Here is a 23959-nt window from a genome sequence, read left to right on the forward strand (position 1 = left end):
CTTGTCATCGCCACCAGCCAACGGCGACACTACGCGCCATGAAAGCAGCCAACCCCAGCTACCTCAAAAATCATCTTCTGATCGCCATGCCGCACATGGCCGATCCGAATTTCGCGCACACCGTCACCTACTTGGTGGAACACAACGAACAGGGCGCCATGGGCTTGGTGATCAACCGCCCCAACGGCCTGAACCTCGCCGACGTGCTCGAACAATTGCGCCCCGAAACCCTGCCGCCAGCCATTTGCCAGAGCCTGCCGATTTTTTCCGGCGGCCCGGTGCAGACCGACCGTGGTTTTGTGTTGCACCCCAGCGGCCCGCAATTTCAGGCCACCGCCGAATTGGGTGAACTGGCGCTGACCACCTCGCAAGATGTGCTGTTCGCCATCGCCGACGGCTTCGGGCCAGACAAACACATCATCGTGCTCGGTTACGCGGGCTGGGAAGCCGGGCAACTGGAAAGCGAGCTGATCGGCAATACCTGGCTGACCTGTGCGGCCGATCCGAACATCCTGTTTGACGTGCCCTACGACAAACGCCTGGAAGCCGCAGCCGCTCGTTTGGGCATCAACCTGAACCTCCTCACTTCTCAAGCCGGGCACGCCTGATGGCCGACAAGCCCCTACGCCTGCTGCTCGGATTCGACTACGGTACAAAGCAGATCGGCGTCGCCGTCGGCCAGGTGATTACCGGCCAGGCGCGCGAACTCTGCGTACTGAAAGCCCAAAACGGTGTGCCGGACTGGCAGAAAGTCGAGGCGTTGGTGCGCGAATGGCAGCCAGACGCCATTGTGGTTGGCCTGCCCCTGAACATGGACGGCACACCGAGCGAAATGAGCGAGCGCGCCGAGAAGTTCGCCCGCCGCCTCAATGGCCGTTTCAATTTGCCGGTGCACACCCACGACGAGCGCCTGACCACCTACGCCGCCAAAGGCGAGCGACTTCAACAGGGCCAGCGCGGCGGTTATCGCGACAACCCGGTCGACGCCCTCGCCGCCGCCTTGCTGCTTGAGGGCTGGCTGGCCGAACACAGCGGCGCCTGAAGCTCTGCGTTTTTTGCGATTCAAGGAGAGACCATGAAGCTACCCAACCCCGCCGAGCTGCTGCCGCAAATGGCCAGCGCGCTCACCGATCACCTGCGCAAGCGAAACATCACCGAGCCGCGCTTTATCGGCATTCACACCGGTGGCGTGTGGGTGGCGCAGGCGCTGCTGCAAGCCATGGGGCGCGACACCGAGCTGGGCATTCTCGACGTGTCGTTCTACCGCGATGACTTCACCCAGAATGGCCTGCATCCGCAGGTGCGCCCCTCGGCGCTGCCGTTCGAAATTGAAGGTCAGCACCTGGTTCTGGTGGACGACGTATTGATGAGCGGACGCACCATTCGTGCGGCGCTCAACGAGCTGTTCGACTACGGCCGCCCGGCCAGCGTAACGCTGGTTAACCTGCTGGACCTCAACTCCCGCGAACTGCCGATTCGCCCGGACGTGGTCGGCGCCACCTTGTCGCTGGCACCCAACGAGCGCGTAAAAGTGCTCGGCCCCGCCCCGCTCACCCTTGAGCATCAGGCTCCCGCCTCCGCCGCCCACTGAGACTTCTCCCGATGACGCCAACAGACGCCAAGCGCCCGCTGCAGCTCAACGACCTGGGCCAGCTGCGCCACTTCCTCTCGCTCGACGGCTTGCCTCGCGAGTTGCTAACCGAAATTCTCGACACCGCCGACTCCTTCCTCGAAGTCGGCGCACGCGCGGTCAAGAAGGTGCCGCTGTTACGCGGCAAGACCGTGTGCAACGTGTTCTTCGAAAACTCCACCCGCACGCGCACCACCTTTGAGCTGGCGGCGCAGCGATTGTCGGCAGATGTGATCACCCTGAACGTGTCGACATCGTCGACCAGCAAGGGCGAAACCCTGCTCGATACCCTGCGCAACCTTGAAGCCATGGCGGCCGATATCTTTGTAGTGCGCCACGCCGACTCGGGCGCCGCGCACTTTATTGCCGAGCACGTGTGCCCGGACATGGCGATCATCAACGGTGGCGACGGCCGCCATTCGCACCCGACCCAGGGCATGCTCGACATGCTCACCATTCGCCGGCACAAGGGCAGCTTTGAAAACCTGTCCGTGGCCATCGTCGGCGACATCCTGCACTCGCGCGTCGCCCGCTCGAACATGTTGGCTTTGAAGACGTTGGGCTGCCCGGACATCCGCGTCATCGGCCCGAAAACCTTGCTGCCCGTTGGCATCGAACAGTACGGCGTGAATATTTACACCGACCTGGCCGAAGGCCTGAAAGACGTCGACGTGGTGATCATGTTGCGCCTGCAGCGCGAGCGCATGACCGGCGGCCTGCTGCCCAGCGAAGGCGAGTTTTACCGCCTGTACGGCCTGACCAGTGAGCGCCTGAAGTTGGCCAAACCCGACGCGCTGGTCATGCACCCCGGCCCCATCAACCGAGGCGTTGAAATCGAATCGGCGGTGGCCGACGGCCCGCAATCAGTGATCCTCAACCAGGTGACATACGGCATCGCCATCCGCATGGCCGTGCTTTCCATGGCCATGAGCGGACAAACCACGCAGCGACTGCTCAATCAGGAAGCCCAAGCCAACCCAGCAACTGAGGAGCACAACTGATGCGTATAGAAATCCTCGGTGCTCGCGTAATCGATCCGAACAGCGGTCTGGATAAAGTCGCCGACCTGTTTATTGCCGACGGCAAGGTTGCCGGCATCGGCGCTCAGCCGGCCGGTTTCAAAGCGGATAAAAGCATCGACGCCACGGGCCTGATCGCCAGCCCCGGACTGGTTGATCTGAACGTCGCCCTCCGCGAGCCTGGCTACAGCCGCAAAGGCAGCATCGCCAGCGAAACCCTCGCGGCGGCGGCCGGCGGTGTCACCAGCCTGTGCTGCCCGCCGTTCACCAAACCGATTCTCGACACCCCGGCAGTGGCCGAGCTGATCCTCGATCGCGCCCGCAGTGCCGGGCACACCAAAGTGTTTCCAATCGGCGCCTTGAGTAAAGGCCTGGCGGGCGAGCAGTTGGCCGAACTGGTTGCCCTGCGCGATGCAGGCTGCGTCGCGTTCGGCAACGGCCTGGATAGCTTTCGCAACAACCGCACGCTGCGCCGTGCGCTGGAATATGCGGCCACGTTCGATTTGACTGTCGTGTTCCATTCGCAAGATCACGACTTGGCCGAAGGCGGCCTCGCCCACGAAGGCGCCACGGCCAGCTTTCTCGGCCTGCCGGGTATTCCGGAAACGGCGGAAACCGTCGCGCTGGCGCGGGACCTGTTGCTGGTGGAGCAGACTGGCGTGCGCGCGCACTTCAGCCAGCTCACCAGCGCCCGCGGCGCTCAACTGATCGCCGATGCCCAGGCACGCGGCCTGCCCGTGACGGCGGACGTGGCGCTGTATCAGTTGATTCTCACCGACGAGGCGCTGATCGACTTCTCCAGCCTTTACCACGTGCAACCGCCGCTGCGCACCAGCGCCGACCGCGACGGCCTGCGTGCCGCCGTGAAGGCCGGCGTGATCCAAGCGATCGCCAGCCACCACCAACCACACGAAGCAGACGCAAAGCTGGCGCCGTTCGGCGCGACCGAACCGGGCATCAGCAGCGTTGAGTTGCTGCTGCCGCTGGCGATGAGCTTGGTGCAAGACGGCCTGTTGGATGTGCCAACCTTGCTTGCGCGCCTGAGCGCTGGCCCTGCTGCGGCACTGCGACTGCCTGCCGGTGGGCTGGCAGTGGGCAGCCCGGCCGACGTGCTGCTGTTTGACCCGCAAGCCTCGACCGTTGCAGGCGAGCGCTGGTTTTCCAAAGGTCAGAACAGTCCGTTCATGGGCCATTGCCTGCCTGGCGCCGTGCGGTACACGCTAGTGGATGGGCATATCAGCTATCAGGCCTAACGGGTTCGCCCAACAAAACAAAAAGCCCGCCAATTTGGCGGGCTTTTTTGTGCGCGGTCCGGCTAGAGGCGCTGCGCCACATTACGCACCGACACCTGGTCGTTAAGCGTCCAGAAGTCGTACAGCACGCCCACAAAAAACAAACCGCCGGTGCACAGGTAGATCAGCCCGGTAATCCATTTGCCTTGGTACATGCGGTGCACGCCGAACACACCGAGAAACGTCAGCAGAATCCAGGCGACGTTGTAGTCCAGCCCGCCCGCGTTGAAACGCAGGTCCGCTTCCCGGTCCATCGAGGGAATCAGAAAAAAATCGATGATCCAGCCAATGAAAAACAAACCGAAGGTGAAAAACCAGATCGTGCCGGTGACCGGCTTGCCGTAATAAAAGCGGTGGGCGCCGAGAAAGCCAAAAATCCACAGCAGATAGCCAATAACTTTGCTGTGGGTGTCTCGCTGCATGTTCATGTATGGGTTCCTCAAGTGAGTCGCGACGTTGGACCTAGGCTACGGCAAAGGGTTGCGGATTCAACTGCTGCGCTCGCGTGTATACGAAGAACGAGGTGCCCGGGATGTTTCCAGCAGTTTCTGGATCCCCGCTTTCGCAAGGATGACGGTGCGTGCATAGGGATATGGACCTGGTGAGAGGTCCAGGATTTGTCCCTAGAAACTAAAAAAAAGCAGGGTTTAATCACTACCTTTCGCGCGAAGGACCAGAGTTCCAATCGACCAATGGTTAAAAAATGAGCAAAAAAGCTGTTATAAAGTTGCGCTTCCGTGAAACCAAGAGCTTTGCCGTATGCGTTTTTTCCATCAAACCTGGCTATCTGTCTGCCTGTGTTTCCCGCTTGCTGCTGCCCTGAACCCTGCCGAGGCCAGCAACCGGTATCAACCGTTACCCGCCCATTCCACCGGGCACACCGCGACGACTTCTTCACCGTCCACCCAGACCACCAGCACCTCTCCTGCCGCCACTGAGGCCGCTAAAAACAGCAGCTCGGTATTGGGGCGCGCAGTAAACACGCTGGGCGTTCGTTATCGCTGGGGCGGCAGTTCTCCGGAGAAAGGTTTCGATTGCAGCGGCCTGGTGCGCTATGCCTTTAACGATATCGACTCGGTAGACCTGCCCCGAACCTCCAACGCCATGGCCCGCTCCGAAGGCAAGAAAGTGGCGCGCAATGACCTGAAACCTGGCGACCTGCTGTTTTTCAATCTGCGCGGCGCTCGGGTCAATCACGTCGCCATCTACTTGGGCAACGACCGCTTTATCCATGCGCCACGACGCGGCAAGGCCGTCACCATCGACACCTTGAACAAACCGTATTGGAAGAATCGCTACGCCCTGGCTAAGCGCGTGCTGCCGAGCAGCGAGCCGCAGCTGCGGGTTACGTCGAGGTAAAAAGCGAAGCCCCGGATGGGGCTTCGCTACATGCGGCAATCAGCGGAAGCGGCGCCCGCTGTCTTCATCGCTGGTTTCCAGCGACAGGCCTTGCGACATGGTGGTCAGGTGATCGCCATCGGTTTCCGAGCCCAGCTTGATCATCAAGCGCAGGTCGTTCGCCGAGTCGGCATAGGCCAACGCGTCTTCGTAGGTAATTTCGCCCTGGCTGTAGAGCTGATACAGCGCCTGGTCGAACGTCTGCATGCCCTGCTCGGTCGAGCGCTTCATCAGCGCTTTGAGCTCGTGCACTTCCCCTTTTCGAATCAAGTCTGCGGCGAGCGGGGTGTTGATCAACACCTCGATCACCGCGCGACGACCTTTGCCGTCCGGCGTTGGGATCAGTTGCTGCGCGACAATGGCCTTGAGGTTCAAGGACAAGTCCATCCACACCTGTTGCTGACGGTCGGCGGGGAAGAAGTTGATGATGCGGTCCAGCGCCTGGTTGGCGTTGTTGGCGTGCAGTGTGGCCAGGCACAAGTGGCCAGTCTCAGCGAAGGCCACGGCGTGGTCCATGGTTTCGCGGGTTCGCACCTCACCAATCAGGATCACGTCCGGCGCCTGGCGCAGGGTGTTTTTCAGGGCCACCTCGAACGACTCGGTATCGATGCCCACTTCGCGCTGCGTGACGATGCAGCTCTGGTGCTGGTGGATGTATTCGATGGGGTCTTCGATGGAAATGATGTGGCCGCTGCTGTTCTTGTTGCGGTAGCCAATCATGGCCGCCAGCGACGTCGACTTACCGGTACCAGTGGCGCCCACGAACAGCACCAGCCCACGCTTGGTCAGCGCCAACTTCTTCAGCACTTCAGGAAGCTTGAGGTCTTCAAGCGTCGGAATATTGGTCTCGATGCGACGCAGCACCATGCCCGCCAGGTTGCGCTGGTAGAAGGCGCTGACGCGGAAACGGCCGATGCCCCGGGCGCTGATGGCGAAGTTGCATTCGTGGTTTTCGGCGAAATCGCGGCGCTGCTGCTCGTTCATCACCGCGTGCACGGTTTCGCGCGCCTGCTCAGGCGACATGGGCGTCTTGGTGATCGGCATGATCTTGCCGTTGACCTTCATCGACGGCGGCACGCCGGCGGTAATAAAGAGGTCCGAACCGCCCTTTTCGACCATCAAACGCAGCAGCTTTTCAAATTCCATCGAGGTTCTCGCCTATCACGCAGCTGGGCGACGGCGAGTGCCGTCAGCCAATAGGACGAATCGGCAGCGCGCGTGTACCGCCACCGAGACAAATAAAGATCCACGCATAGTCTGCTGTCTGGCCCACAGTTCCAAGACAGCAGTGACGCAGGATGGGATATGCGTCAGAAATTTTCCGGGGTTTTCGCTTTTTCTTTTGCTGCATCGCGGGAAACCAGGCCTTTGGCGACCAGGCCTTTGAGGCACGAGTCGAGGGTCTGCATGCCCAGCGCGCCGCCGGTCTGAATGGCCGAATACATCTGCGCCACTTTGTCTTCACGGATCAGGTTTCGGATCGCCGGGGTGCCGATCATGATTTCGTGTGCGGCTACCCGACCGCCGCCGATTTTCTTCAGCAGAGTTTGCGAGATAACCGATTGCAGCGATTCGGACAGCATCGAACGCACCATCGACTTCTCTTCCGCCGGGAACACGTCGACCACGCGGTCGATGGTTTTTGCCGCGGAGGTGGTGTGCAGCGTACCGAATACCAAGTGACCAGTTTCCGCAGCGGTCAGCGCCAGGCGGATGGTTTCAAGGTCGCGCATCTCGCCGACCAGAATGATGTCCGGGTCTTCCCGCAAAGCCGAGCGCAATGCTTCGCTGAAGCCGAGGGTATCGCGGTGCACTTCACGCTGGTTGATCAGGCATTTCTTCGACTCGTGAACGAATTCGATCGGGTCTTCAACGGTCAGGATGTGGTGATATTTGTTGCTGTTGATGTAGTCGAGCATGGCCGCCAAGGTGGTGGATTTGCCCGAGCCGGTCGGTCCGGTCACCAGCACGAGGCCGCGCGGCACGTCGGAAATCTTCTTGAAGATTTCGCCCATGCCCAGGTCTTCCATCGACAGAACCTTGGAAGGAATGGTCCGAAATACCGCACCGGCACCCCGGTTCTGGTTAAAGGCGTTTACCCGGAAACGCGCGACGCCCGGCACTTCGAACGAGAAGTCGGTCTCCAGGAATTCTTCGAAATCTTTGCGCTGCTTGTCGTTCATGATGTCGTAAATCAGCGCATGCACTTGCTTGTGGTCCAGCGCCGGCAAATTGATGCGGCGGACATCGCCGTCAACCCGGATCATCGGCGGCAAACCCGCCGAGAGGTGCAGGTCCGAAGCGCCCTGTTTCGCGCTGAAGGCGAGCAGCTCAGTGATATCCATGGAATTCCCTAATTAAGTGCGTCTAATGACGAGCATCAAATGACAAGCAAGCAGGTAGAATGCCGCTGAACCACTGGCGGCTGGTGTAGGTAATGTCCACGATAGCAGAGAATATTGCAAAGCTCGGTGAGCGTATCCGTGAGGCGGCGCAAGCCTCGCAGCGAGATTTTTCACAGGTCGGCCTGCTGGCCGTGAGCAAAACCAAACCCGCAGACGCCATTCGCGAAGCACACGCCGCCGGCCTTCGCGATTTCGGCGAAAACTACCTGCAAGAAGCCCTGAGCAAACAGGCCGAGTTGACCGATTTGCCCTTGATTTGGCACTTCATCGGCCCCATCCAGTCGAACAAGACCAAAGCCATAGCCGAGCATTTCGACTGGGTACATTCGGTGGACCGCCTGAAAATCGCTCAACGCCTCTCTGAACAACGCCCTGCGCACCTGCCGCCGCTGAATATCTGCCTACAGGTAAATGTCAGCGGCGAAGCGAGCAAGTCGGGCTGCACGCCGCAAGACCTCCCCGCCCTCGCCGCCGCCGTCGCGCAATTGCCGCGATTGAAACTGCGCGGGCTGATGGCCATCCCCGAGCCGACCGACGACTACTGCGCCCAGCACGAAGCCTTCGCCACGGTGCGCACCTTGCAAGCCGCCTTGAACATGCCCGCGCTGGACACCTTGTCGATGGGCATGAGCCACGACCTGGAAGCCGCCGTGGCCGAAGGCGCCACCTGGGTGCGTATCGGCACCGCGCTGTTTGGCGCGCGCGACTACGGCCAGGCCGCCGGCGCCCCCACTCAATGAATCTGACCTGCATAAACGGTCACAACCCATGCCTCTATAAAGGAAGCGTTTTATGAGCAACCCCCGTATTGCCTTTATTGGTGCCGGCAACATGGCCGCCAGTTTGATTGGCGGCCTGCGCGCCCAGGGCATGGACAGCAAGCAGCTCTGTGCCAGCGATCCGGGCGCCGAGCAGCGCAGCAAAATTGCCGGCGAGCACGGCATTGATGTGTTCGCCGACAACGCCGACGCGGTGAATGGCGCCGATGTGGTGGTGTTGTCGATCAAGCCGCAAGCGATGAAAAGCGTGTGCCTGGCCTTGGCGCCTCACCTGAAAAGTAACCAGCTAGTCGTTTCGATTGCCGCCGGCATCACCTGCGCGAGCATGCAAACCTGGTTGAGCACGCCGACAATCCCGACGCGACCCATCGTGCGCTGCATGCCCAACACCCCCGCATTGCTGCGCCAAGGCGTGAGCGGCCTGTTCGCCAACCCCGACGTTTCCGGCGACCAACGCGCCCAGGCCGAGCAACTGCTGTCGGCAGTCGGCGTAGCGTTGTGGCTGGATGAAGAGCACCTGATCGACGCCGTGACCGCCGTGTCGGGCAGCGGCCCCGCCTATTTCTTCCTGCTGATCGAAGCGATGACCGCCGCCGGTGAAAAACTCGGCCTGCCCGCCGCGACTGCCGCTCAACTGACGCTACAAACTGCGTTGGGCGCCGCGCGCATGGCAGTGGCCAGCGACGTGGACGCCGCCGAACTGCGCCGCCGCGTGACCTCGCCCGCCGGCACCACCGAAGCGGCGATCAAAAGTTTCCAGGCCGGCGGCTTTGAAGCGCTGGTCGAGCAAGCACTCAACGCCGCGGCGCATCGCTCGGCGGAACTGGCCGAGCAATTGGGCCAATAAGGAGCTGACGATGATTGGATTGAACACCGCTGCCGTTTACATCCTGCAAACGCTGGGCAGCCTGTACCTGTTGATCGTGCTGTTGCGCTTCATTCTGCAACTGGTGCGCGCCAACTTTTATAACCCGCTGTGCCAGTTCATTGTTCGCGCCACCCAGCCGCTGCTTAAACCGCTGCGTAAGATCATTCCAGGCTTCGGCGGGCTCGATGTCGCCTCGCTGGTGCTGGCAATCGTGCTGCAGTTCATCCTGATCGCGCTGACCTTGCTGCTGACCTACGGCATCATCGCCAACCCGCTGCAAATGCTGATCTGGTCGTTGATTGGCATCACCGCGCTGTTCCTCAAAGTGTTCTTCTTCGCCCTGATTATCAGCGTGATTCTGTCGTGGGTCGCCCAAGGCAGCCACAACCCAGGCGTGGAGCTGGTGAACCAGATTTGCGAGCCGGTGCTGTCGCCGATCCGCCGCATCATGCCGAACCTGGGCGGTCTGGATATTTCGCCCATCTTTGCGTTCCTGGCGTTGAAGCTGCTCGACATGCTGGTCATTCAAAACCTGATGATCATGAGCGGCATGCCGGACGTGCTGCGCATGTTGCTGTAATGCGTACGTGGGCGCTGGGTGGCAAACCCAGCGCCCATCCACCCCGGCCGGCACGACCGCTCGGTCACGCTCGTCGACCTTAAGGCGGGCTGCCATCCAAGGCCGATTGACGCGTAGGATGCTTCCCGCATAATGCCCCGCAGTGGCAACCTGCCACTCTAGCGTGCGCCCGTCACAGCGTGCCGCCTGGGCGCTTGCCGCCACTGCTGACCACGCCGATCATCGCTAAAAACCAGTCGCAGGATGCGTTGCCCACAGGAGTGCAGGAATGAGCATGGAACGTCTCAGCCAACAAGTCAGTGCATACGTAGGCTGGAAGCGCGAACTGGTTCGGGAAATCACCCGCTACCGCAGTTGGCTCGCCACTAACCGCCTCATCACCGACGCCGTTGAAGCCAAGCTCGACCGCGCCCTGCGCACACTGCGCACCGATCACATCACCCTGGCCTTTGTCGGCGAGTTTTCGCGCGGCAAAACCGAGCTGATCAACAGCCTGTTTTTTCTCCGAATACGGCCAGCGCATGCTGCCGTCTCACGCCGGGCGCACCACCATGTGCCCGACCGAGTTGTTCTTTGACCCACGCTCGGAGCGTTCTTACATCCGCCTGCTGCCGATTGAAACGCGCATGACGGATGCCAGCGTCGCGCAGTTCAAGCGCATCCCACGGCATTGGGTAAATATTCCGCTAGACATCACCGACCCCGACAACATGGTGCAAGCCTTCACCCAAGTGGCGAAGACCAAACCCATGGCGGTCGAGCAGGCCATTCAGTTGGGCTTCCACCCGGACATGCTCGAAAGCGCCGGCAAACCCGGCCAGGTTCTGGTGCCGGCCTGGCGCCATGCCATCGTCAACTTCGACCATCCGCTGCTGCGCCAGGGCTTGCGCATTCTCGATACGCCCGGCCTCAACGCCCTGGGCAGCGAGCCCGAACTGACCCTGTCGATGCTGCCGAGCGCGCAGGCGATCATTTTCCTGCTCTCGGCAGATACCGGCGTCACCGCCAGCGACATGGCCGTGTGGCAAACCCACATCCGCCAGCTCGACGAAGAAACCCAAAGCAGCCTGTTCGCCGTGCTGAACAAAATTGATGTGCTGTGGGATGACCTCGCCGGTGAGGCGTTTGTGCAAAACGCCATCAGCCAGATTCAGAGCGCCACGGCCAAGCAACTCGGCATCGGCATAGAAGACGTGCTGCCGCTGTCCGCCAAGCAGGCGCTGCTGGCCAAAGTGCGCAAAGACCAGCCGCTGCTGGAACGCAGCCAGTTGGGCCACTTGGAAAACCTGCTGTGCGAACGCATCGTGGCGCAGAAAGAGCGGCTGCTTGAAGACCGCGTGGTCAACCAGGTGCTGGCCCTGCTGCAAAACAGCCAACACGTGCTCAACCTGCGTTTGGAGAAAGTGCGCGAGCAGCAAGCGCTGCTGGCCAACCATCAGCACGACAACGGCCAATTGCTGTTCGAACTGACTGCCAAAACCAAAGACGACCACAGCCAACATCACCGTCGCCTGCTGGGTTTAAAAACCAACCAACGCTTGCTTAAGCGCCAGGGTGATCTGCTGCGCAACGCCGCCCGCTCCGAGCGCCTGGAAGAGCACCTGAATAAGGTGCGCACCAACCTCACCGGAAGCTGGACCACGCTGGGCATCAACCAGGCGATTCTGCATTTCTTCCGCTCCGTGGACCACGACCTCGCTAACCTCGGCCAGGAAGTTGAGATGGCCAACAAAATGGTCTCGGCCATTTACCGTCGCCATAACGAAGAGAACCCGCTGAACGGCGTGGACGCCCCGCAGTTCAACGTGAAGCGTTACCAACGCGAGCTCAAAGGACTACAAGGCAAAGCCGACCAGTTCCGCCTTCACCTGCGCACCCTGCTCACCGAACAACGCACCCTGACCCGCCGCTTCTTCGCTACCTTGGTACAGGAAGTGATCGGCCTGCACCAACGCCTGCGCCGCGAAGTGGAACAGTGGGCCGCCGATGCACTGATGCCGCTGATGCAGCACACGCTGGAACACAAACAGCTGCTGGAAACCCACATGCTGCGGCTTAAATCGTTGGCCCAGAACACGCAACAGGCCCGCGCCCGCAGCCAGCAAATGCTGGGCTATATGAAAGGGCTTGAGCTGCAACTGAGCCAGGCCAACGAAATGCTGCGCACCCTGCGCCGCCCCGCGCCGATTTCGCGCCAAGGCAAAGTGGTGACGCTGCCCTCCTCGGCTCGTCAGGCGCAGACGAGCGAGTAATCACCGGCGCTCAGCCGCCGGTTTTGCCATGACAATTCAGGGGCTTAGCCGGCCGCCACGCTGCTTGCCGCACGGGACGGTGCTCTTTAGACTGGCGCCTCCTTTTTGCGAGAGCAGGGTCGATGCCCACCGCCTTTCCCGAAGACTCCGTTGGTTTGGTTACGCCGCAAGTCGAGCACTTTGCCGAGCCCTTGGCCTTGGCGTGCGGCCGCAGCCTGGGTCAGTACCAATTGGTGTACGAGACCTACGGCGAACTGAACGCAGCCCGCAGCAATGCCGTCCTCATTTGTCATGCCTTGTCGGGGCATCACCACGCCGCCGGCTTCCACAGCGCCGATGAGCGCAAGCCCGGTTGGTGGGACAGCTGCATCGGCCCGGGCAAGGCCATCGACACCAACCGTTTTTTTGTCGTCAGCCTCAACAACCTTGGCGGCTGTAACGGCTCTACCGGGCCCTCAAGCATCAACCCGGCGACCGGCAAACCCTACGGCGCGGACTTCCCGGTGCTAACCGTGGAAGACTGGGTCAACAGCCAGGCGCTGTTGGCAGATCGGCTCGACATCGGGCAGTGGGCGGCGGTGGTCGGGGGTAGCCTCGGCGGCATGCAGGCGATGCAATGGGCGATCAGTTACCCGGATCGCATTCGTCACTGCTTGGCCATTGCCTCGGCGCCCAAGCTCTCGGCACAAAACATCGCCTTCAACGAAGTGGCGCGTCAGGCCATTTTGTCCGACCCGGAATTCCACGGCGGCCATTTCCAGGAGCACAGCGTCATCCCCAAACGCGGGCTGATGCTGGCACGCATGGTCGGGCACATCACCTACCTGTCCGATGACGCCATGGGCGAAAAATTCGGTCGCGGGCTCAAAAGCGAAAAGCTCAATTACGATTTCCACAGCGTCGAGTTTCAAGTGGAAAGCTACCTGCGCTATCAGGGCGAAGAGTTCTCTGGCCGCTTCGACGCCAACACGTATTTGTTGATGACCAAGGCGCTGGACTATTTCGACCCTGCCGCCGTACACGATGGTGATCTGGCGAAAACCCTGGCCGGCGTCAAAGCAGACTTCTGCGTGATTTCCTTCACCACCGACTGGCGTTTCTCACCAGCGCGCTCGCGAGAAATCGTCGATGCGCTGATGGCGGCACGCAAAAACGTTTGCTACCTGGAAGTGGACGCGCCGCAAGGTCATGACGCCTTCCTGATGCCCATCCCGCGTTACCTGCAAGCATTCAGCGGTTACATGAACCGCATCAGCCTCTGAGGATTGTCGTGAGAGCCGATCTTGAAATCATCCAGGACTGGATACCCGCCGGTAGCCGCGTGCTCGACCTGGGCTGCGGTAACGGTGAATTGCTGGCCTGGCTGCGCGACCATAAACAGGTAACCGGCTACGGTCTGGAAATTGACCCGGACAACATCGCGCAATGCGTAACCAAGGGCGTGAACGTCATTGAGCAAAACCTCGACCTGGGGCTGGGTAACTTCGCCAGCAACAGCTTCGATGTGGTGGTCATGACCCAGGCGCTGCAAGCGGTGCAGTACCCGGACAAAATTCTGGAAGAAATGCTGCGCGTCGGGCGCCAGTGCATCATTACCTTCCCGAACTTCGGCCACTGGCGCTGCCGCTATTACCTGGCGCGCAACGGTCGCATGCCGGTGTCGGACTTCATGCCGTACACCTGGTACAACACGCCGAACATTCACTTCTGCACGTTTAAAGACTTTGAAGCGTTGTGCCTTGAGCGCAGCGTCAAGGTGCTCGACCGCCTCGCTGTCGACCACTTGCATCGACACAGTTGGGCCAGCCGTATGTGGCCTAATCTATTGGGTGAAATCGGCATCTATCGCGTCAGCGGGCCTGGCGTTCAGGAACACCGCATCGCTGTTTGATCCGCCCTCGTTTCAGGAGAATTCCCATGCGTCGCCTCGCCCTTTTCCTTCTCAGTATTTGCCTGGCCTTGCCGGTGCTGGCCGAGCGTAAAGTCAGCTTTGGTGAGCTGGATGTGCACTACAACGCCTTCAACTCCGGCTTTTTGCAGCCCGACATCGCCGCCGCCGCTGGCCTGACCCGCAGCAAAACCCTGGGCGTGCTCAACGTCGCCGTATTGAAGGCCGGCAAAGCCAGCGCCGCCAACGTCACCGGCACGGTCACCGACCTGCTGGGCAAAGCTCGGCCGCTGGAATTCAAGCAAGTCACCGAGAGCGGCGCGATTTATTACCTGGCGCAATTCCCTTTTGAACAACGTGAAGTGCTGCGTTTCAAACTGACCGTACAAGTCGGCGAAGGCGCGGCGAACAGCCTCGATTTCAACCAAAATTTTCCCGGACGACAAATGAGCAACGCCACGTTTGACCTCAGCCAACTGGTTCTGGCCAGCCACAACGCCGGCAAGCTGAAGGAACTGCAAGCCATGCTCGGCGACGCCGTGCAGGTGCGTTCGGTGGGCGAATTCAGTGAAATCGAGCCGGAAGAAACCGGCTTGTCGTTTATCGAGAACGCCATTCTCAAAGCGCGTAATGCAGCGCGGGTTTCCGGCCTGCCAGCACTGGCCGACGACTCGGGCCTGGCGGTGGATGCCCTGGGCGGTGCGCCGGGCATTTATTCGGCACGCTATGCCGATGGCCAGGGCGATGCGGCGAACAACGCCAAATTGCTGCTCGCCCTTCAAGGCCTGCCGGCCGAAAAACGCACCGCGCAGTTCGTGTGCTGCCTGGCGCTGGTGCGCCATGCCGACGACCCGTTGCCAATCATCTGCGAAGGACTCTGGCACGGGCGCATTCTTGAGCAAGCCGAGGGCGAACATGGCTTCGGCTATGACCCGCTGTTCTGGGTGCCGGAGCGCAACTGCTCCAGCGCCGTGCTGAGCCCTGCCGAGAAAAACCAGTTGAGCCACCGCGCCCGTGCCATGACGTTGCTGCGTGAGCGTTTGGGCCTGGCATGAACGACACCACAGGCGGGCTGATCTTTCCGCGCGCGGCTGATCAAGGTTCGTTAGATGACGGCAACCTCCTGCAATTGCCGCCCTTGGCGTTGTACATCCACATTCCCTGGTGCGTGCGCAAATGCCCGTACTGCGACTTCAACTCTCACACGGCGAGCCCGGAGTTGCCGGAAGTCGCCTACGTCGACGCTCTGCTGGCGGATCTGGAGCGTGATTTACCGCTGGCCCATGGCCGTGAGCTGACCTCGATTTTCTTCGGCGGCGGAACGCCCAGCTTGTTTAGCGCCGAGGCGTTGGGGCGATTGTTGGAAGGCGTCGAGCGACGCATCCGCTTTGCCAGCGACATCGAAATCACCCTGGAAGCCAACCCCGGCACGTTCGAACAGACCAAGTTTCGCGCCTACCGACAGCTCGGCATCAATCGGCTCTCCATCGGCGTGCAAAGCTTCCAGCAGACCAAGCTGCAAGCACTCGGCCGTATCCACAACGGCGATGAAGCCATGCGCGCGGCCGATATGGCGCGTAACGCCGGCTTCGATAACTTCAACCTCGACTTGATGCACGGCTTGCCCGATCAGTCGCTGGACGATGCCTTGGGCGACCTGCGCCAGGCCATTGCGCTGTCGCCGACGCATTTGTCTTGGTACCAGCTGACGCTGGAGCCGAACACGGTGTTTTGGAATCAGCCGCCGACGCTGCCCGAAGACGACACGCTATGGGATATCCAGGAGGCCGGCCTGGCGCTGCTGGCCGAGCATGGCTTCGCGCAGTACGAAGTGTCGGCGTATGCCCGAGACGGCAAGCGCGCGCGGCACAATCTGAACTACTGGAGCTTTGGTGATTTCCTGGGCATCGGTGCGGGCGCCCACGCCAAACTGAGCAGCCCGGACGGGCAGATACTGCGCACCTGGAAAACGCGGTTGCCCAAGGATTACCTCGACCCGACAAAAAATTTCCAGGCCGGTGCCAAGGCGCTAACCGCCGAGGAACTGCCGTTCGAGTTCTTGATGAACGCACTGCGCCTGACTGATGGCGTAGCGGCAGAGCTGTTCAGCCAGCGCACAGGTTTGCCCCTGGCAGCGTTAGCTAAAGCCCGTGACCAAGCACAACAGCGAGGCCTGCTCGTCGCCGACGAAAACCGGCTGGTGGCGACGCCTGAAGGTCAGTTGTTTCTCAACGACCTGCTGCAGTATTTTTTGCCCTGACTTCGACGCCCCGCTGGGCTAAGGACACCAGATGGACCTGATTCTCGACCTGATCGCCACCGTCTCGCGCTGGACTCGTGGCCATCTTTACGACATTTCGCTGGCGATTATGGCCACCGTCTTGGTGCTGTTTGGTCCAGGGATCAACACCTGGATTCAACAACGTATCGGCGGCCTGAATTTTATTTTCCGTACGTTGCTGTTCGTGCTCATCTGCGCGGTCGGTTACGGCCTGGCGATGATCTTCCTCACACCGTGGGTGGCCAAGGGTCTTGGCTACTTCAATAACTACACCCTGGCGCCGGTTCTGCTACTAGTCTTCTTCCTCATCGGCGTGATCGCCGACCGCAACTAAGCCGCGGCTTCCGCCTGGCGGCCATGCGGCAGCCAGCAGAGGAGCAGGGCTATGAAAGCGCTCAAACATCTTTATCTGTACTTCCAGGACGGGCAGCGCTTGATCATGCGCTTCCCCGAACAAAGCGAGGACCCGGTGGTGATTGCGCGCGCGTTGCGTAAACAGCTTGAATCACCGTTTCTGAGCATCGCCGTTAACGGCGACCTTCTGATGATTCCGCGTGAGGCATCAAGTACCTGCAAATCAGCCCGGCGCCGTCGTCGCTGCCGGAGCCAACCCTCGTGGGCGCGGTGCTGGTGGATTAACGGTCGCCCATAAAAAATCGCGGCTGACCCCGCCCCCACACAATCCAGCCTCGGTGGGAGCGGTTTCAGCCGCGATTCTTTTCAACGTCACGCTATTTCAGAGCGGGCTGCGAGCAGCCCATCAATCAATTCCCTTCGCGGCGCAGCGCCTGCGGCGTGAAGTCACCTGAGCCCAGCTTGGCGTTGAAGTCGTACATGATTTCGTTGTTATCCAGACCATCGGCGAAGTAGCGCTTGCCGGCGAAGTCGTAGATGGTTTCCAACGTGCTGCCGAACATTGGCACATCGTAATAGCTGATGGGGTGGCTTTCCTGCAGGCCGACCAACTTGTCGTCCTTGTCGTACAGGTCTACCGCCAGGATCTGCCAGCTATCTTCATCGAGGTAGAAGCGACGTTTGGCGTACGGGTGGCTGAAGCCTTTGCGCAGCGACGCTTCGACGATCCACACGCGGTGTAGCTCGTAGCGCAACAGCTCAGGGTTCACGCTCTTGGCTTGCAGAATGGTGTCGTACGGAATGCCCTTTTGGTGCACGGCATAGCTGTTGTACGGCACGAGCATTTCTTTCTTGCCCACCAGCGTCCAGTCGTAGCGGTCCGGCGCGCCGTTGTAGGAGTCGACCATGTCGGCGGTGGCCATGCCGTTGGTGTCTGGCTGCAACGTGTCGAAGGCCAGCATCGGCAGACGACGCACGCGGCGCTCGCCCCGGTTGAAACGCCACGCTTTACGGATGGACAACACCTGATCAAGGGTTTCCTGCACTACCAGCGCCGAACCGGCGAGCTTGGCCAGGGCGACCACGCTGTATTTGTAGAAGAACAACGTGTTGTCCAGGTCCGACGGGGTCACGCCTTCACGACCGTAGCGGAAGTAGATGTCACGGTCGAGCTTGAGCAGGTTGTACGCACCGTTGGACAGCACCGCTGCCTGGTTGGTGACGAAGTGGATTTGCTCGCCCCGGTAACGCATCACGTGGTTCCAGATCGCTTCCTGGCCGGTTTGTGGCAACGGGAAAGGGATGCCAGAGGCCGCGCCTTGAACGCCGTTACCGCCAGAGATCAGGTCGGCGTTTGTAGCGTTATAGCGAGTGGCGTCGTAGATGCGTTGCGGCGCCGCAGCACTGCGGTGGGTCGGGAAAACGCGCAGGTAATAATCCGGATTGGTTTCCAGCAACGTCTTCAGGCCGATTGGCAGTTGCGCCTGGTATTGCGCGACGTTTTTGCTGTTAACCGTGTATTGCACGGACTCATTGGCATACGGGTCGGGGTGATGCATGCCGGGCTTATAGCCAGGAATCGGCTGCGCCAGACCACCGTCCCACTCGGGGATCGTGCCAGCGGCATTACCTTTGCGTTCGCCGCCCAGCGGGGTGAGGTCGCCGTTCAGCCGGTTGGCCTGAACCGCGTCGACTTTGGCGTATGCATTTACTGCACACATCGCGAGCAGCATTACTCCAATACTTCTCAACACAGACTTTCTCCTTGGGACGAGTCGGTAACGCGCCACCTTTATTATTTATCCAGCTAGTCATGCGTATTGCTGTGGTGAGGTAGCCGGCTTGGGCCGGTCTGATGTAGCTAACGGTGCAGCACGCTTTCACTATGTTCCAGGCTGTCGGACGAGGTTAACCGCCAAAGGCCCCGGGCATAATCGATCAGTCTAGACGCTCAAATTTAAGATCCCACACGCCGTGGCCCAAACGCTCGCCGCGGCGCTCGAACTTGGTGATTGGTCTCTCTTCGGGACGCGGCACGTACGTGCCGTCTGCCGCCTGGTTGCGGTAACCGGGGGCGGCTTGCATCACTTCCAGCATCACTTCGGCGTAAGGCTGCCAGTCGGTGGCCATATGCAGCACACCGCCGACCTTCAGCTTCTGCCGCACCAACTCAGCGAATTCAGGCTGCACGATGCGACGCTTATGGTGACGCGCCTTGTGCCAGGGGTCGGGGAAGAACAACAGAAGGCGGTCCAGGCTGGCATCGGCGACACAGCGCTTGAGCACCTCGATAGCATCGCAGTCATACACGCGCAAATTTTTCAGGTCCTGGGTCAACACGCCATTGAGCAACGCGCCGACACCGGGACGGTGCACTTCGACGCCGATGAAGTCTTGCTCGGGCGCAGCGGCGGCCATTTCCAGCAGCGAATGCCCCATACCGAAACCGATTTCCAGCGTGCGCGGCGCCGAGCGGCCGAACACCTGATCGAAATCCACAAAGTCGTCCGCCAGCGGCAGCACGAACAGCGGCTTGCCGATGTCCAGGCCACGCTGCTGTCCTTCGGTCATGCGACCAGCGCGCATCACGAAGCTCTTGATTGCGCGGTGCTTGCGCGTATCGGCTGGGGCTTCGTTCTGGACGTCAGCCTGGGTATCTAACGGTTCAGTCATGTTGGCTCTTACTTGATCAGACCATCCAGCGGCGAAGATGCGCTGGCATAGAGTTTTTTCGGCATGCGCCCGGCGAGATACGCCATACGCCCAGCCACAATGGCGTGCTTCATGGCTTCGGCCATCAGCACCGGGTTTTGCGCGTGGGCGATGGCGCTGTTCATGAGCACGGCTTCACAACCGAGTTCCATGGCGATGGTAGCGTCGGAGGCCGTACCGACGCCGGCATCTACAAGCACCGGTACCTTCGCCTCTTCAAGAATGATGCGCAGGTTGTAGGGGTTGCAGATGCCTAGCCCCGTACCAATCAGCCCCGCCAGCGGCATGACAGCAATGCAGCCCATCTCGGCCAGCTGGCGCGCAATGATCGGGTCGTCGCTGGTGTAAACCATCACGTCGAAGCCATCTTTAACCAGCACTTCGGCGGCCTTGAGGGTTTCGATGACGTTGGGAAACAGGGTTTTCTGATCAGCCAATACTTCCAGCTTCACCAGTTTGTGACCGTCCAACAGCTCACGCGCCAGACGGCAGGTGCGCACGGCTTCGGCGGCGTCGTAGCAGCCGGCGGTGTTGGGCAGAATGGTGTAACGATCTGGCGGAATGACATCGAGCAGATTCGGCTCATCCGGATTCTGGCCGATGTTGGTGCGGCGCACAGCCACCGTCACGATCTCGGCGCCTGAAGCTTCGATGGCGCGACGGGTTTCGTCGAGGTCTTGATACTTGCCAGTGCCCACCAGCAGGCGAGACTGATAAGTGCGTCCGGCCAGGGTAAACGGCTTATCGGTGCGAGATTGGCTCATCGAAAATCCTCATGCAGTAACGCTAATCGGGTGGGCGACAGTCGGAAGCGAACGTGTTAACCGCCGCCTATGGCGTGCACAACTTCCAGCGCGTCGCCTTCGTGCAAAACAGTTTCGCCAAGGTGTTGACTACGGGGCACGATGTCGAGGTTGAGCTCGACCGCAACGCGCCGACCGGTGAGATCCAAGCGTACCAGCAGGTCCGCAACGGTCTGGCCGTCAGCCATTTCGAAAGGTTCACCATTCAACTGAATGCGGCATAACAGGCAATCACAAAAGTGAGGGGGGCCGGCATTCTAGCCCCAACGCAAGCGCCGACCAAGGCAAAAGGCACGCCATTCGTCTCACAATTGACGCCGCGGTCAGGTTGTCTCGTTTCGCTCATCGGCCCGGTTTGCGCCAGGCCGCGAGCCCGAGGCAAAACCAGCCACCGAGAAAAGCCACGCCGCCAAACGGCGTAACAATGCCCAGCTTCGTCATCCCGGTCAGGGTCAATAAGTAGAGGCTCCCGGAAAACAATACGTTGCCGATTGCAAATAACCAGCCTGCCGCACTCAGCGAGCGACTCGGCAGATGCGGCGCCAAAAGGGCCACTGCCAATAACCCGAGGGCATGCAGCATTTGATAATGGGTGCCCGTCTGGAAGATCGCCAAGTACTCGGGCGACAGCGTGGCCTTGAGACCGTGCGCTGCAAAGGCTCCTAACGCGACGCCCGTGAAACCAAAAAATGCCCCCAGCAATAAAAATCGACGCAACGTAAACCTCCGGAGTGGGTGAGCGCAGAAGACTTCAAAACGTGCGTTGCGCCGAACAGGAACGGCTGGGCTCATTAATGCACGTCGAGGCTGATAGTAAACGGTACGGAAAACTGTTGCGCAGCCGGGGTGTCGGCGGTGGTTTGGTAGTACCTGAACGTTAATAACGCGCCGCCGACCCCACGATTACTTCCCGAAGCAGGTCCACCGTCGAACCAGTTCGAACCGGCCATATGGTCCCCGCAATCCGCTCGGCAATAATGACCATGTGAAGAAGAGACGGTGCCCGAAGCCGGGTCGACGTAGCCTCGGCCCTGTGCGTCATAGCTGACAGGAGACCAAGGCAATGCAGGCGAATCTTGTTCGAACACCACTGGCGAATCGTTGAGCAGGATCTGCACGCCGACATCACTCGCTGCGGACGGCATGCCTACACCGTCGACCCCATTGTTCAGTGGAAAGGCGGCGTTAAACGATACAGAAACCACGCTATTCAAAGCGGCTTCGCAACTGAATAAGAGCGGCTGACGGTGCAGCGCCAACTCAGTTGCGCCGGGACCAACGAAGGAAGTTGTTGGGAGCGACGCCAACCGAATAGTGGACAGAGCGTTCATGCCTGTTCCGCTTGAATCGTGAGCTTGGCATGCAGGACTTCTAGCGTTGGCGAGACGGCTAGCGTCGTTTGCAACAGCGGGATTCAGCAACCCCGAAACGACGAGTTGGTTATCAGCCGCTGACGTATCCACCTGGCCGGCGGCGAAATATTTAATGAAACCGACGCCCTCAGGAAAATGGATCACGGCATTAGCTGTATCGCCGGAAAACGCTCCCGTCTTCACCAAGCTCAGCCGCATAGGAACTGGAGGGATGCCTGTTCGATTCAGCAACAGCTGTCCACCCGGACGAACCGTTTCACTGCTGGTCGCCAGCACGACGGCACCGGCTCGGACGCTTCCGGATGGAAATTCGACAAACATCGAAACGCCATCGGCACTGCTTGGCACCATAAACCCCAAGCCCCGGGGACTGGAATTCGAAGGAGGATAGTAAATAACATCGAGAAGTTTGCCGCTTAGCTCGTACAGGTCGCTGCACATTCGGGCACTAAGCGTTAGCGTTTCTAGCGCTAATAAGGAGCCAGCAGGAAAGCGAGAATCCTCACGCCACGAACGATTGAATAACATTCGATAACTGGGCGCCTCTAACACGATCTGCCGAGAGGGCTACAGAACTACTGACACCAGCGCTTGCGCTCGACCAATCGCAGCCGGCAAACGAGCTAGGAGAATGTGAAATAAAACAAATAAAAAAGAAAGCCGGACAATAAACCGGCCGAACTACATGATGTGCCAAGATCCATCTTCGCCACTCCCGCAAATCCATTTGCAAAATAAACCTAAAAATGTAAATAAAACACCGAGCTAAAGCACATCTAACGTTACGGTAAACGGGACCGAGATAGTGCGTGGCTCAGGCGCAGCCGTGGTCGTTTGATAATATTTAAACGTAACCGTCGCACCCAAACCGTCATTGTTACCCAAAGCAGCGCCGCTATTCTCCCAGTTAGGGCCAATCATATCTGCGTCACAATTTTTCTCACAAATCCAACCCTGTTGTTTAAGAAGACCGTGAAACTGGTCTGCAACATCGTTATTGAGAGCGGTCAGGTTCCGATGTAACGCTTTCGATGCAACGCCAAACTTTACGGGCACGTCATCCAGAAGCAGCTGTATGCCGATATCGCTGTCGGCTTCAGGCATACCGACCCCCTCCGCCCCTTTATTAAGTGGGTACGTTGCGCTAAAGGAAATGGCAGGTCTGGTATCAGCGACCCCTTTGCAGGAAAACCTAAATTGATGAGACTTGGACGACGCTTCGACCGGTCCAATGCCCTGAAACGCAGATGTACTCACCGGCGACATAGAAATAATCTTAAGCCCCGAGTTCAGGGGGGATTTTGTCAAACCCCAATATTTCGCAGCTCGGTGCGCTGGCTAATCCGAGATAAGTGAGGTTATTCCCCCCACCGTTATAACGGGCAGGCATCAACAGTTGATCTTGAGCCGCTGAAACTAAGGTAGGATCTTGAACTCCGCGATAGGTGAACCAACCCAGTCCGCCTGCAACGGTTATCTCGCCTTTACTGGAGTCGCCAGAAGTATTGGCAAATAAGCCGGTTTTAACCACCGACAGTTTTACAGGGATAGGCGCGAATTTGGCTGTGGATTGCGTGAGAGCGCCAGAGGCAGCGACATTCCCTGCGCTGGCAGTAAGATAGATGCCTCCGGCCTGGAATGTCCCGTTCGGAAACTCTATTTCAATGGCGACGCCCCGCAGCATTAGTCGGTATTCGAAATCCGGATCCAGTCTGTATTGCATTCAATGGGGGCACGTAAACAACGGCCGCTTTCTGCCCTTTAAGCTCTCGAAGGTTGGTACATACACTTCCTGTTAGGGTTGTCAAAGACATTCCCATATACGTTCCGACGGGATGACGGGAATCGTTATACCAGCGTTTGTTCGCCAACATCTTAAAACCTGCGGTTTGGAAAACGATGGGTGTAGTAATGGCATTCGGTAACGACGCTCCGCCCCAAGAGCAGGCAGCCGACGCCATCAACGACCAGAACAAAGCGCCCCCCGCACACGTGACAACGATTACCCGTCGGATAAAGAGCCTAGCTAACGCAAGCATGGTGATTACTCATATTTACATGTCGTGTAATTTCTGTCCTTACCTGAAGCGCGCATATCCAAGTTCGCAGCGCTATCCTGCTTGTTAAACTGATAATCCATCATGCAATTGCGTCCACCCACCTTCACGAGAAGTTTTCCTTGCGCGTCCACACCCCGAGCAAAAATACTTCCTGCCTGCCCTACATATCCCACAACGTTGCCCGACGTGTTGTTGAACACTTCCGCTCCAAATGGCAACGCACTGCCATCTTCGAACATACCATTTATAACAATGGTGTTTTCGC

The 23959-nt window shown here is 59.6% G+C and carries 26 protein-coding genes and 3 pseudogenes; 17 read left to right on the top strand and 12 right to left on the bottom strand.

Annotated elements, in window-relative coordinates:
* Positions 1 to 38: 38 nt before the first annotated feature.
* Genes ACZZZP_RS22425 through ACZZZP_RS22445 form a run of 5 tightly spaced genes read left to right on the top strand, consistent with a single transcriptional unit; the run spans position 39 to position 3902 of the window.
* Positions 39 to 608 carry a YqgE/AlgH family protein gene (locus ACZZZP_RS22425; protein ID WP_122492100.1) on the top strand — a complete coding sequence of 190 codons (570 nt, stop codon included), beginning with the start codon at positions 39 to 41 and terminating at the stop codon, positions 606 to 608.
* Positions 605 to 1042 carry a Holliday junction resolvase RuvX gene (gene ruvX / locus ACZZZP_RS22430; protein ID WP_122492101.1) on the top strand — a complete coding sequence of 146 codons (438 nt, stop codon included), beginning with the start codon at positions 605 to 607 and terminating at the stop codon, positions 1040 to 1042. Before ACZZZP_RS22425 ends, ruvX begins: the two co-directional genes overlap by 4 nt.
* Before the next feature lie 33 nt (positions 1043 to 1075).
* Complete coding sequence (pyrR, locus tag ACZZZP_RS22435) at positions 1076 to 1591, top strand: bifunctional pyr operon transcriptional regulator/uracil phosphoribosyltransferase PyrR (protein WP_463384177.1); 516 nt, start codon at positions 1076 to 1078, stop codon at positions 1589 to 1591.
* An 11-nt stretch (positions 1592 to 1602) separates the two neighbouring features.
* Positions 1603 to 2631, top strand: coding sequence for an aspartate carbamoyltransferase catalytic subunit (locus ACZZZP_RS22440; protein ID WP_463384178.1), 1029 nt, complete (start codon positions 1603 to 1605; stop codon positions 2629 to 2631).
* Positions 2631 to 3902 (top strand): dihydroorotase, encoded by a 1272-nt coding sequence (locus ACZZZP_RS22445; protein ID WP_463384179.1) that lies wholly within the window; start codon positions 2631 to 2633, stop codon positions 3900 to 3902. Before ACZZZP_RS22440 ends, ACZZZP_RS22445 begins: the two co-directional genes overlap by 1 nt.
* Positions 3903 to 3964: 62 nt before the next feature.
* Here ACZZZP_RS22445 and ACZZZP_RS22450 read toward each other — a convergent pair whose 3' ends face one another.
* Complete coding sequence (locus ACZZZP_RS22450; protein ID WP_463536855.1) at positions 3965 to 4369, bottom strand: NINE protein; 405 nt, start codon at positions 4367 to 4369, stop codon at positions 3965 to 3967.
* Between the two features lie 331 nt (positions 4370 to 4700).
* On the opposite strand from ACZZZP_RS22450, the gene ACZZZP_RS22455 reads away from it, so the two are divergent.
* Complete coding sequence (locus ACZZZP_RS22455) at positions 4701 to 5300, top strand: C40 family peptidase (protein WP_463384180.1); 600 nt, start codon at positions 4701 to 4703, stop codon at positions 5298 to 5300.
* 39 nt (positions 5301 to 5339) lie between these two features.
* Here the strand turns inward: ACZZZP_RS22455 and ACZZZP_RS22460 are convergent, their stop codons facing one another.
* Together ACZZZP_RS22460 and ACZZZP_RS22465 are read right to left on the bottom strand one after the other, a co-directional pair.
* A complete protein-coding gene (locus tag ACZZZP_RS22460) occupies positions 5340 to 6485 on the bottom strand; it encodes a PilT/PilU family type 4a pilus ATPase (RefSeq protein WP_122492107.1) in 1146 nt (381 codons plus the stop codon).
* A 164-nt stretch (positions 6486 to 6649) separates the two neighbouring features.
* Complete coding sequence (locus ACZZZP_RS22465; protein ID WP_110615318.1) at positions 6650 to 7684, bottom strand: type IV pilus twitching motility protein PilT; 1035 nt, start codon at positions 7682 to 7684, stop codon at positions 6650 to 6652.
* A 92-nt stretch (positions 7685 to 7776) separates the two neighbouring features.
* Between ACZZZP_RS22465 and ACZZZP_RS22470 the strand changes: the two genes are divergently transcribed.
* From ACZZZP_RS22470 to ACZZZP_RS22520, 11 genes and pseudogenes are all read left to right on the top strand, one after another.
* Positions 7777 to 8484: a YggS family pyridoxal phosphate-dependent enzyme gene (locus tag ACZZZP_RS22470; RefSeq protein WP_463384181.1), complete on the top strand. Its 708-nt coding sequence runs from the start codon at positions 7777 to 7779 to the stop codon at positions 8482 to 8484.
* A gap of 52 nt (positions 8485 to 8536) precedes the next feature.
* Positions 8537 to 9370 (top strand): pyrroline-5-carboxylate reductase, encoded by an 834-nt coding sequence (gene proC / locus ACZZZP_RS22475; RefSeq protein ID WP_463384182.1) that lies wholly within the window; start codon positions 8537 to 8539, stop codon positions 9368 to 9370.
* Positions 9371 to 9380: 10 nt separating this feature from the next.
* On the top strand, positions 9381 to 9971 hold the full coding sequence (locus ACZZZP_RS22480; RefSeq protein WP_463384183.1) for a YggT family protein: 591 nt from the start codon (positions 9381 to 9383) through the stop codon (positions 9969 to 9971).
* Positions 9972 to 10239: 268 nt separating this feature from the next.
* Positions 10240 to 12223 (top strand): annotated as a pseudogene (locus ACZZZP_RS22485) (dynamin family protein).
* Between the two features lie 122 nt (positions 12224 to 12345).
* Positions 12346 to 13485, top strand: coding sequence for a homoserine O-succinyltransferase MetX (gene metX / locus ACZZZP_RS22490; protein ID WP_122492113.1), 1140 nt, complete (start codon positions 12346 to 12348; stop codon positions 13483 to 13485).
* 8 nt (positions 13486 to 13493) lie between these two features.
* Positions 13494 to 14114 (top strand): methionine biosynthesis protein MetW, encoded by a 621-nt coding sequence (metW, locus tag ACZZZP_RS22495; RefSeq protein ID WP_122492114.1) that lies wholly within the window; start codon positions 13494 to 13496, stop codon positions 14112 to 14114.
* Between the two features lie 26 nt (positions 14115 to 14140).
* A pseudogene (locus ACZZZP_RS22500) lies at positions 14141 to 14485 on the top strand (DUF4426 domain-containing protein); the annotation flags it as partial.
* A 72-nt stretch (positions 14486 to 14557) separates the two neighbouring features.
* Entirely contained in the window at positions 14558 to 15166 is a 609-nt protein-coding gene (gene rdgB, locus ACZZZP_RS22505; protein WP_463384186.1) for an RdgB/HAM1 family non-canonical purine NTP pyrophosphatase, read from the top strand.
* Positions 15163 to 16371: a radical SAM family heme chaperone HemW gene (hemW, locus tag ACZZZP_RS22510; RefSeq protein ID WP_463536856.1), complete on the top strand. Its 1209-nt coding sequence runs from the start codon at positions 15163 to 15165 to the stop codon at positions 16369 to 16371. The genes rdgB and hemW overlap by 4 nt, the downstream gene beginning before the upstream one ends.
* Before the next feature lie 31 nt (positions 16372 to 16402).
* Positions 16403 to 16726, top strand: coding sequence for a DUF3392 domain-containing protein (locus ACZZZP_RS22515; RefSeq protein WP_122492118.1), 324 nt, complete (start codon positions 16403 to 16405; stop codon positions 16724 to 16726).
* 51 nt (positions 16727 to 16777) lie between these two features.
* Positions 16778 to 17031 (top strand): annotated as a pseudogene (locus tag ACZZZP_RS22520) (hypothetical protein).
* Positions 17032 to 17156: 125 nt separating this feature from the next.
* Here the strand turns inward: ACZZZP_RS22520 and ACZZZP_RS22525 are convergent.
* From ACZZZP_RS22525 to ACZZZP_RS22565, 9 genes are all read right to left on the bottom strand, one after another.
* The gene (locus ACZZZP_RS22525) at positions 17157 to 18479 is read right to left on the bottom strand and encodes a DUF1329 domain-containing protein (RefSeq protein ID WP_463536976.1); all 1323 of its coding nucleotides are present in this window, start codon (positions 18477 to 18479) and stop codon (positions 17157 to 17159) included.
* A gap of 205 nt (positions 18480 to 18684) precedes the next feature.
* Positions 18685 to 19332, bottom strand: coding sequence for a tRNA (guanosine(46)-N7)-methyltransferase TrmB (trmB, locus tag ACZZZP_RS22530; RefSeq protein WP_241000495.1), 648 nt, complete (start codon positions 19330 to 19332; stop codon positions 18685 to 18687).
* 95 nt (positions 19333 to 19427) lie between these two features.
* Complete coding sequence (locus tag ACZZZP_RS22535) at positions 19428 to 20222, bottom strand: thiazole synthase (RefSeq protein ID WP_122452972.1); 795 nt, start codon at positions 20220 to 20222, stop codon at positions 19428 to 19430.
* Between the two features lie 56 nt (positions 20223 to 20278).
* Positions 20279 to 20449: a sulfur carrier protein ThiS gene (thiS, locus tag ACZZZP_RS22540; RefSeq protein ID WP_463536977.1), complete on the bottom strand. Its 171-nt coding sequence runs from the start codon at positions 20447 to 20449 to the stop codon at positions 20279 to 20281.
* A 154-nt stretch (positions 20450 to 20603) separates the two neighbouring features.
* Positions 20604 to 20978, bottom strand: a complete 375-nt coding sequence (locus ACZZZP_RS22545) for a DUF423 domain-containing protein (RefSeq protein ID WP_241000487.1) — start codon at positions 20976 to 20978, stop codon at positions 20604 to 20606.
* 74 nt (positions 20979 to 21052) lie between these two features.
* Entirely contained in the window at positions 21053 to 21955 is a 903-nt protein-coding gene (locus tag ACZZZP_RS22550) for a hypothetical protein (RefSeq protein ID WP_463536857.1), read from the bottom strand.
* A 444-nt stretch (positions 21956 to 22399) separates the two neighbouring features.
* A complete protein-coding gene (locus ACZZZP_RS22555) occupies positions 22400 to 22738 on the bottom strand; it encodes a hypothetical protein (protein ID WP_463536858.1) in 339 nt (112 codons plus the stop codon).
* 172 nt (positions 22739 to 22910) lie between these two features.
* Complete coding sequence (locus ACZZZP_RS22560; protein ID WP_463536859.1) at positions 22911 to 23357, bottom strand: hypothetical protein; 447 nt, start codon at positions 23355 to 23357, stop codon at positions 22911 to 22913.
* A 321-nt stretch (positions 23358 to 23678) separates the two neighbouring features.
* Complete coding sequence (locus tag ACZZZP_RS22565; protein WP_463384771.1) at positions 23679 to 23933, bottom strand: FimD/PapC C-terminal domain-containing protein; 255 nt, start codon at positions 23931 to 23933, stop codon at positions 23679 to 23681.
* Between the last annotated feature and the right edge of the window lie 26 nt (positions 23934 to 23959).

The sequence above is a fragment of the Pseudomonas sp. AC211 genome, assembly GCF_979258055.1.

What these genes read in the sequence shown, in the direction of transcription:
- ACZZZP_RS22425 (WP_122492100.1), top strand. Translation starts at nt 39, where the DNA reads ATGAAAGCAGCCAACCCCAGCTACCTCAAAAATCATCTTCTGATCGCC.
- pyrR (WP_463384177.1), top strand. Translation starts at nt 1,076, where the DNA reads ATGAAGCTACCCAACCCCGCCGAGCTGCTGCCGCAAATGGCCAGCGCG.
- ACZZZP_RS22440 (WP_463384178.1), top strand. Translation starts at nt 1,603, where the DNA reads ATGACGCCAACAGACGCCAAGCGCCCGCTGCAGCTCAACGACCTGGGC.
- ACZZZP_RS22445 (WP_463384179.1), top strand. Translation starts at nt 2,631, where the DNA reads ATGCGTATAGAAATCCTCGGTGCTCGCGTAATCGATCCGAACAGCGGT.
- ACZZZP_RS22450 (WP_463536855.1), bottom strand. Translation starts at nt 4,369, where the DNA reads ATGAACATGCAGCGAGACACCCACAGCAAAGTTATTGGCTATCTGCTG.
- ACZZZP_RS22455 (WP_463384180.1), top strand. Translation starts at nt 4,701, where the DNA reads ATGCGTTTTTTCCATCAAACCTGGCTATCTGTCTGCCTGTGTTTCCCG.
- ACZZZP_RS22460 (WP_122492107.1), bottom strand. Translation starts at nt 6,485, where the DNA reads ATGGAATTTGAAAAGCTGCTGCGTTTGATGGTCGAAAAGGGCGGTTCG.
- ACZZZP_RS22465 (WP_110615318.1), bottom strand. Translation starts at nt 7,684, where the DNA reads ATGGATATCACTGAGCTGCTCGCCTTCAGCGCGAAACAGGGCGCTTCG.
- ACZZZP_RS22470 (WP_463384181.1), top strand. Translation starts at nt 7,777, where the DNA reads ATGTCCACGATAGCAGAGAATATTGCAAAGCTCGGTGAGCGTATCCGT.
- proC (WP_463384182.1), top strand. Translation starts at nt 8,537, where the DNA reads ATGAGCAACCCCCGTATTGCCTTTATTGGTGCCGGCAACATGGCCGCC.
- ACZZZP_RS22480 (WP_463384183.1), top strand. Translation starts at nt 9,381, where the DNA reads ATGATTGGATTGAACACCGCTGCCGTTTACATCCTGCAAACGCTGGGC.
- metX (WP_122492113.1), top strand. Translation starts at nt 12,346, where the DNA reads ATGCCCACCGCCTTTCCCGAAGACTCCGTTGGTTTGGTTACGCCGCAA.
- rdgB (WP_463384186.1), top strand. Translation starts at nt 14,558, where the DNA reads ATGAGCAACGCCACGTTTGACCTCAGCCAACTGGTTCTGGCCAGCCAC.
- hemW (WP_463536856.1), top strand. Translation starts at nt 15,163, where the DNA reads ATGAACGACACCACAGGCGGGCTGATCTTTCCGCGCGCGGCTGATCAA.
- ACZZZP_RS22515 (WP_122492118.1), top strand. Translation starts at nt 16,403, where the DNA reads ATGGACCTGATTCTCGACCTGATCGCCACCGTCTCGCGCTGGACTCGT.
- ACZZZP_RS22525 (WP_463536976.1), bottom strand. Translation starts at nt 18,479, where the DNA reads ATGCTGCTCGCGATGTGTGCAGTAAATGCATACGCCAAAGTCGACGCG.
- trmB (WP_241000495.1), bottom strand. Translation starts at nt 19,332, where the DNA reads ATGCGCGCTGGTCGCATGACCGAAGGACAGCAGCGTGGCCTGGACATC.
- ACZZZP_RS22535 (WP_122452972.1), bottom strand. Translation starts at nt 20,222, where the DNA reads ATGAGCCAATCTCGCACCGATAAGCCGTTTACCCTGGCCGGACGCACT.
- thiS (WP_463536977.1), bottom strand. Translation starts at nt 20,449, where the DNA reads ATGGCTGACGGCCAGACCGTTGCGGACCTGCTGGTACGCTTGGATCTC.
- ACZZZP_RS22550 (WP_463536857.1), bottom strand. Translation starts at nt 21,955, where the DNA reads ATGTTTGTCGAATTTCCATCCGGAAGCGTCCGAGCCGGTGCCGTCGTG.
- ACZZZP_RS22555 (WP_463536858.1), bottom strand. Translation starts at nt 22,738, where the DNA reads ATGCCTGAAGCCGACAGCGATATCGGCATACAGCTGCTTCTGGATGAC.
- ACZZZP_RS22560 (WP_463536859.1), bottom strand. Translation starts at nt 23,357, where the DNA reads ATGCAATACAGACTGGATCCGGATTTCGAATACCGACTAATGCTGCGG.
- ACZZZP_RS22565 (WP_463384771.1), bottom strand. Translation starts at nt 23,933, where the DNA reads ATGTTCGAAGATGGCAGTGCGTTGCCATTTGGAGCGGAAGTGTTCAAC.